The organism is Streptosporangium sp. NPDC005286 (assembly GCF_040607515.1).
In the GTDB taxonomy this organism is placed as follows: Bacteria; Actinomycetota; Actinomycetes; order Streptosporangiales; family Streptosporangiaceae; genus Streptosporangium.
Map to the genome: position 1 here is coordinate 1 of NZ_JBEXGU010000270.1, position 8,173 is coordinate 8,173.

The window sequence follows — 8,173 nt, forward strand, 5'->3', positions numbered from 1 at the left end:
AACGCCTCACGCGGCGAGATCCCGAAGAACCCCGGATCGAACTCATCGGCATCGTGCAGGAACCCGCCATGACGCGTATACGACGTCCCCACCCGGCCAGGATCCGGATCGTAAATACCCTCCAGATCCCAACCGCGGTTGGTCGGGAAACCGGTGATCGCGTCGGTCTCCTCGATCACCAGACGCCACAGATCCTCCGGAGAGGCCACCCCACCCGGATAACGGCACGCCATCCCCACGATCACGATCGGATCGTCCGCCACCGAACGCACCACCGGCGACAGCACCGCCGAATCGGCCTGCTCACCCAGCAACTCACCCAGCAGGAAATCCGCCAGCACGACCGGCGTCGGGTAGTCGAACACCAACGTCGCCGGCAACCGCAAGCCCGTCGCCGCGTTCAGCCGGTTACGCAACTCCACCGCGGTGAGACTGTCAAAGCCCAGGTCACGGAACTCCCACCGCGCCTCCACCGCATCGGGCGACGCATGCCCCAGCACCATCGCCGCCTGCGCGCGCACCAACTCCAGCACGAACCGAACCCGATCAGCCTCACCCATCCCGGCCAACCGCCCGCCCAGTGCCCCGTCACCCGCCGGCACCAACGCCGAGGCCGCCGACCGGCGGACCCCCCGCACCAACCCCCGCAGCAGATGCGGCACCTCACCACCCGCCCGCACCACCGCCGACGCATCCAACCGCGCCGCCACCACCACCGCAGGACCCACCGCAGCAGCCGCGTCGAACAACGCCAGCCCTTGCTCGACCGTCAAGGCCGAAATCCCCGCCCGCTCAATCCGCCGCATATCCGCCTGGCCCAGCGTGCCCGTCATCCCCGCGTCCTGCGCCCAAGCACCCCACGCAACCGACACCCCGGCCAGGCCCAGCGCACGCCGATGCTCGGCCAGCGCATCCAAAAACATGTTCGCCGCCGCGTAGTTGCCCTGCCCCGGCCCACCGAACGTCCCGGCCACCGACGAAAACAGCACAAACCCCGCCAGATCCATGTCCTGGGTCAGCTCATGCAGATGCCACGCCGCATCCACCTTCGGCCGCAGCACGGTGTCCAGCCGCTCCTTCGACAGCAACGCGATCGTCCCGTCATCAAGCACACCCGCCGCATGAACCACCGCGGTGAGCGGATGCTCGGCCGGGACCTGCGCCAGCAACGCCGCCACCTGCTCCCGATCCGCCACATCACACGCCACGACCGCGACCTCGACCCCATGCGCGATCAGCTCGGCCTGCAACTCCACCGCACCCGGAGCCTCCAACCCCCGGCGGCCGGCCAAAAGCAGGTGCCGCACCCCGTGCTCGGCCACCACATGCCGAGCCAGCTCCGCACCCAGGCCACCGGTGCCACCAGTGATCAGCACCGTGCCGTCCGGGTCCCACCGCCGCGGCATGGTCAGCACGATCTTGCCGGTGTGCCGGGCCTGGCTCATGAACCGGAACGCCTCCCGGCCCCGCTGCACATCCCACGCCGTGAACGGCAACGGCCGCAACTCACCCGAGGCGAACAACCCCATCAACTCGCCCAGCATCTGCTCCAGCCGCTCGGGGCCGGCATCCCCCAGGTCGAACCACCGGTAGGTCAGCCCCTCCGGGAACTGCTCCTGGTCGCGGATGTCCAGCTTGCCGATCTCTATGAACCGGCCCCCTGGGGCCAGCAGCCGCGCCGAGGCGTCGATGAACTCACCCGTCAGCGAGTTCAGCACCACATCGATCCCCCGCTCCCCGCACACCTGCCGGAAGCACTCCTCGAACTCCAGATCCCGGGAGGAGGCGATGTGATCCTCGGGGATGCCCAGCGAACGCAGCACCTCCCACTTGGCCGGGCTGGCTGTGGCGAACACCTCCACCCCAAGCCGCTGAGCCAGCTGAATCGCCGCCATCCCCACACCACCGGCACCCGCGTGCACCAGCAGCGACTCGCCCGCCCGCAGAGCGGCCAGGTCCATCAGCCCGTAATAGGCCGTCAGGAACGCCACCGGGATCGTCGCCGCCTGCTCGAAAGAGCAGTGATCGGGAATTTTGGCCACGGCTGTAGCGTCGGCGATCACCACCGGGCCGAAGGCGCCCTCGGCCAGACCCGTCACCCGATCCCCGGGGCGCAGGCTCTCCACCCCGGGGCCGACCTCCAGCACCACCCCGGCGGCCTCGCCACCCATCAGGCCGACCTTGTCCTGCCACCAGCCCAGCGCGTTCAACCCGTCCAGCAGGTCGCGGAAGTTCACGCCCGCCGCACGCACCGCCACCCGCACCTGACCGGCCCCCAACGCCTCGGCCGCCTCCGGGAACGGCAGCAGTTCCAGCGCGTCCAGGCTGCCCTTGGCCCGGCTGCCCAGCCGCCACGGCACCCCACCGCCCGGAGGCAGCAACCCCGCCCCCGAACCCAGCGACGCCAGCCGAGCCACCCGCACCTCGCCGTGGCGCACCACCGCCTGCGGCTCGCCCGAGGACATGAGCGCGGGCAACACCGCCGGCAACACCGACAGCGAGGACTCCTGCCCGTCCACATCCACCAGCACGAACCGGCCCGGATTCTCCGACTGCGCCGACCTCACCAGACCCCACACCGCGGCAGCCACCGGATCGGGGGACTCCCCCTCACCGGTCGCCACCGCACCACATGTCGTCACCACCAGGCAGGAGTCGCGGTACCGCTCATCGGCCAGCCACCCCTGCAACAAGCCCAGCACGCCGGCGGTGACCTCATGCGCCGACTCCACCACGTCCACGGCTCCGCACGCCGCCGTGGCCACCTCGGCCAGCACCACAGCCGGCACCGGACCCGCCTCAGCCAACGCCGACAGATCCCGATGAACCACGACCGACCGCCCGGCCGCATCCCACACATCCGTGAGCCCCAGCGTGTCAGGCTCAAGCACCGCGCACCCGACCGCTGCCGCCGCCGTCGGATCGGTCACCGGCAGATCGGGCAGCACAGTCCACTCCAGCCGGAACAGCGCGTCCCGATCCACCCCGCGGCCGCCGTCGGCGGCAACCAGCCGGTCGCGCGAGATCGGCCGCAACACCAGGGAGCGCACCGACAACACCGGTTCCCCCGCGGCGTCCACCGCCGTCAGCGACACCGCCTCATCGCCCGTCTTGACCAGCCGAACCCGCAGCACCGATGCCCCGGACGCGTGCAGACACACCTCACCCCAGAAGAACGGCAACCGGCCACCCTCGACCTGCTCCAGTCCTATGAACGCCAAGGCGTGCAGCACCGCGTCCAGCAACGCCGGATGCACCCCGAACGCGCCCGCGCTCGAGGCCGCCTGTTCGGGAAGGGCGACCTCGGCGAAGATCCCCTCCTCACCCTGCCATGCCGCCCGCAGCCCCTGGAACACCGGACCATAGTCGAAGCCGCCTGCGGCCAGCCCCTCGTACAACCCGTCCAGCTCGATCGCGGTCGCCGTAGCCGGCGGCCACACACTCGCGTCGAACATCTCGGCCATCCGGCCACTGCCCACCAGCACACCGGTCGCATGCTGTATCCACGACTGATCATCCGGGGCGTCGGCAGCACGGGCATACACGTTCACCGTCCGGCGGCCCGACTCCTGGGGCGCACCCACCGACACCTGCACCACGACCGCTTCCCGCTCATCCAGCACCAGCGGCGCAATCAGGGTCAGCTCCTCCACCATGTCACAGCCGACCTGGTCACCTGCCCGGATCGCCAGCTCCAGGAATCCGGTACCCGGGAAAATCACCTTTCCGGCCACCATGTGATCGGCCAGCCATGGATGCGATCGCAGGGACAACCGCCCGCTCAGCACCACCCCATCCGAGTCGGCCAGACTCACCGCCGCACCCAGCAGCGGGTGATACGTCGCGGCCAGACCCACCTCCGCCACATTCCCCATACCGGCGCCGGTGTTCTCGGGCCAGTACCGCCGATGCTCAAAGGCGTACGTGGGCAGTTCAACCCGGCGCCCGCCCGGCAGCACCGCACGCCAATCGACCGGCACCCCGTGCACGTGCAACTCGGCCAGCGCCGACATCACCGTGCTCTGCTCATCCCGGTCCCTGCGCAACACCGGCACCAGCACGGTGGCCGACTCGTGCACGTTGGCGTCCGAGCCGGCGAGCGTGGCAAGGGTGTCCTGGGCCATCGCGCTCAGCACCCCATCGGGGCTCAGCTCCAGATACGCCCGCACACCCAGACCATGCAACGCACGGACGCCGTCGGCGAAGCGGACCGCGCCACGCACCTGGTCGACCCAGTAGCCCGGCGAGCACAACCGCTCAGCCGTCGCCTGCTCCCCGGTCAGGGTGGACACCACCGGGATCCGCGGCGAGTTGTAGGTGAGCGTCCCGGCGATCGCGTGGAAGTCCTCCAGCATCGGCTCCATCAACGGCGAATGGAACGCATGCGACACCCGCAACCGCCGCGTCTTGACCCCCCGCTGCTCCAGGGCGGCCGCCACCTCAAGAACCGGCTCCTCAACTCCGGAGATCACCACCGAGGCCGGGCCGTTGACAGCGGCGATCGACACCTCACCTTTACGCCCCGCCAGCAGGGCGGCGACCTCATCCTCGGACGCCGCCACCGACACCATGGCCCCACCGGCAGGCAGCGCCTGCATCAACCGCGCCCGCGCCGCCACCAACACGCACGCATCGCTCAGCGACAGCACCCCGGCCACATGCGCCGCCGCGATCTCCCCGATCGAGTGCCCGGCCAGCACGTCCGGCCGGACCCCCCACGAGGACACCAACCGGAACAGCGCCGTCTCCACCGCGAACAACGCCGGCTGCGCCCACCCCGTCCGATCCAGCGCCTCCGCCTCGGCCGTACCCGGCTCGGCGAACAGCACCTCCCGCAGCGACCCACCCGACTGCCCGTCAAGCAGCGGGTCCAGCTCCGCGATCACCTCGTCCAACGCCCCCGCGAACACCCGGAACCGGTCATACAACTCCCGGCCCATCCCCACCCGCTGACTCCCCTGACCGGTGAACAACACCGCCAGCCTCGGCTTCGCCGCCGCCACCCCGCGCACCACACCCGCACCGGCGCGGTCCTCGGCGAGCGCACCCAAACCGGCCAGTACACCCTCACGGTCGCTCGCCGGCACCACCGCCCGATGCTCGAACGCCGACCGGGTCGTGGCCAGCGAGAACGCCACATCGGCCAAGGCCAACTCAGCGTGGCCCTCCACATGCGCGGCCAGCCGTCCGGCCTGCGCCCGCAGCGCCCCAGCCGTACGGCCCGACACCACCACCGGCAACACACCCGCACCCGCGGCCGGATCCTCGTCCGGCGCCACCGTTCCGGCCTCGATCCACGGAGCCGCCGACCCCTGCTCGAGGATCAGGTGGGCGTTGGTGCCGCTGATGCCGAAGGAGGACACACCGGCCCGGCGCGGGTGGTCGGTTTGCGGCCACCCGGCCGGCTCGGTCAGCAGCTCGACTGCACCCTCGCTCCAGTCCACGTGCGAGGACGGCGCGTCCACGTGCAGCGTCTTGGGCAGGACCCCATGCCGCATGGCCATGACCATCTTGATCACACCCGCGACGCCCGCAGCCGCCTGCGTGTGACCGATGTTGGACTTGATCGCCCCCAGCAGCAACGGCCGATCCTCAGGACGGTCCTTGCCATAGGTCGCCAACAACGCCTGCGCCTCGATCGGGTCACCCAGCCGGGTGCCCGTGCCGTGCGCCTCCACCGCGTCCACCTCGGCCGGCGACAACCCGGCACCCGCCAGTGCCTGACGGATCACCCGCTGCTGCGACGGGCCATTCGGCGCCGCCAACCCATTCGACGCCCCGTCCTGGTTCACCGCCGACCCGCGCACGATCGCCAGCACCTGGTGCCCGTTACGCCGCGCGTCCGACAACCGCTCCAGCACCAGCACGCCCACACCCTCGCCCCAGCTGGTGCCGTCCGCAGTGTCGGAGAACGCCTTACACCGCCCATCAGGCGACAGCCCACGCTGTGCGCTGAACTCGATGAACCCAAACGGGGTGGTCATCATCGAGACACCGCCGGCCAGAGCCAGCGAGCACTCACCCGACCGCAGCGCCTGCGCCGCCATATGCAACGCCACCAGCGACGACGAACACGCCGTGTCCACCGTCACCGCCGGGCCCTCCAACCCCAGCGTGTAAGACAAACGCCCCGACAACACACTGGCCGCCATACCGGTAATGGCGTGACCTTCCACATCCGCCCGGGCGTTCACGATGAGGCTCGCGTAGTCCTGACCGTTGGTACCCACGAACACCCCGGTCGGACTGCCCTTCAGCGAAACCGGGTCGATCCCCGCCCACTCGACCGCCTCCCACGACACCTCCAGCAGCAGCCGCTGCTGCGGATCCATCGCCAGAGCCTCACGCGGCGAGATCCCGAAGAACCCCGCATCGAACTCATCGGCGTCGTGCAGGAACCCGCCGTGCCGGGTGTACGACGTCCCCACCCGGCCGGGATCCGGATCGTAAATGCCATCCAGATCCCACCCCCGATTCGTCGGGAAACCGGTGATCGCGTCGGTCTCCTCGATCACCAGCCGCCACAGATCCTCCGGAGAGGCCACCCCGCCCGGATAACGGCACGCCATCCCCACGATCACGACCGGGTCGTCCGCCACCGAACGCACCACCGGCAGATCCGCGACCTGCTCGGAGTCCGCCGAGCCGAACAACTCCCCGTATAGGAATTCGGCCACGCTGAGGGAGGTCGGGTAATCGAAGACCAGTGTCGCGGGCAACGACAGCCCCGTCGCCGCGGCCAGCTGGTTGCGCAGCTCCACCGCGGCCAGCGAATCCAGTCCCATCGTGCTGAAGGCCCGACCGGAGTCCACCGCATCGCCTGATGCATGGCCCAGCACCACCGCCACGTGCCGCCGTACCAGCTCATCCAGCACCCGCCGGCGTTCTCCCGGATCCAGGGCTGCCAGACGCCGCCGCAGCCCGCCCTCTTCGCCGCCGCCGGCGACCGCACGAACCACCCGCCTCGCCGCCGGCACCAACCCCCGCAACAACGCCGGCACCTGGTCGCCGCGGCCCCGCAGCACTTCCACGTCCACCCGCAGCGGCACCGTCATCGCCGCATCCGTCCGCACACTCAGGTCGAACAGCCGTACCCCCTCAGCCGTGGACAACGCCGGCAGCCCCAGCCGGGCAAGACGGGCCCGGTTGGCGTCGGACAGCTCGGCGCTCATCCCGGTGGCCATATCCAACAGCCCGTACGCCAGCGACGTCGCCACCAACCCGTGCGACCGCCGATAGGCCGCCAACGCGTCCAAGAACCCATTGGCCGCCACATAGTTGCCCTGCCCCGCCGCCATGACCAGGCCACTGGCCGACGACACCAGCACGAACATCGCCAGCGGCAGATCTCGCGTCAGCTCGTGCAGATGCCACGCCGCATCCGCCTTGGGCCGCAGCACGGCGTCCAGCCGCTCCGGCGACAGTGACGCGATCGTCCCGTCATCCAGCACACCCGCCGCATGAACCACCGCGGTCAATGGATGCTCGGCCGGAACCTGAGCCAGCAACTCCGCCACCTGATCCCGATCCCCCACATCACACGCGGCGATCGTGACCTCGGCCCCGTGCGCGATCAGCTCCGCCTGCAACTTCAGCGCACCCGGAGCGCCCGGCCCTCGCCGGCTGGTCAGCAGCAGATGCCGCACCCCATGCTCGGCCACCAAATGCCGCGCCAGCAACGCCCCGAACCCGCCCGTGCCGCCGGTCACCAGCACCGTCCCCGCGGCCACCTCAACCGAGCCGCCGTACTGCTCGGCGGAGCCCAGGTCCGGCTCCGCCTCCGAGCCGTCGGTGATCACGGCGACGGGCCGCTCAGGCTGGGCCATCCTGACCAGCCGGGGCACCAGGAACACCCCCGACCGCACCGCCAGCTCCGGTTCACCGCAGGCCACCGCCACACCCACCGCCACGTCCCGCTCCCGGCCCTCCTGAAGATCCAGCAGCACGAACCGACCCGGATGCTCGGCCTGCGCCGCCCGCACCAACCCCCACACCGGCGCGACCGCCACATCCACATCCACATCCGTGCCCTCGCCCACCGCCACCGCGCCCCGGGTCACCACCACCAAAGGCGCCGACGTCGGATCCTCCCGCCCCAGCCACGCCTGCAACGCCTCAAGCACGCCACCGACCACCGAGCGCACCACCTCCGGCGTCTCACCCGCCGGCCGTG

1 protein-coding gene is annotated in these 8,173 nt (G+C 70.6%); it reads right to left on the reverse strand.

The genetic code is table 11. From position 1 onward, the window contains the following. Nucleotides 1–8,173 (reverse strand): SDR family NAD(P)-dependent oxidoreductase (locus ABZU75_RS43935; protein WP_355568637.1); only part of this gene is annotated, 8,173 nt, incomplete at both ends.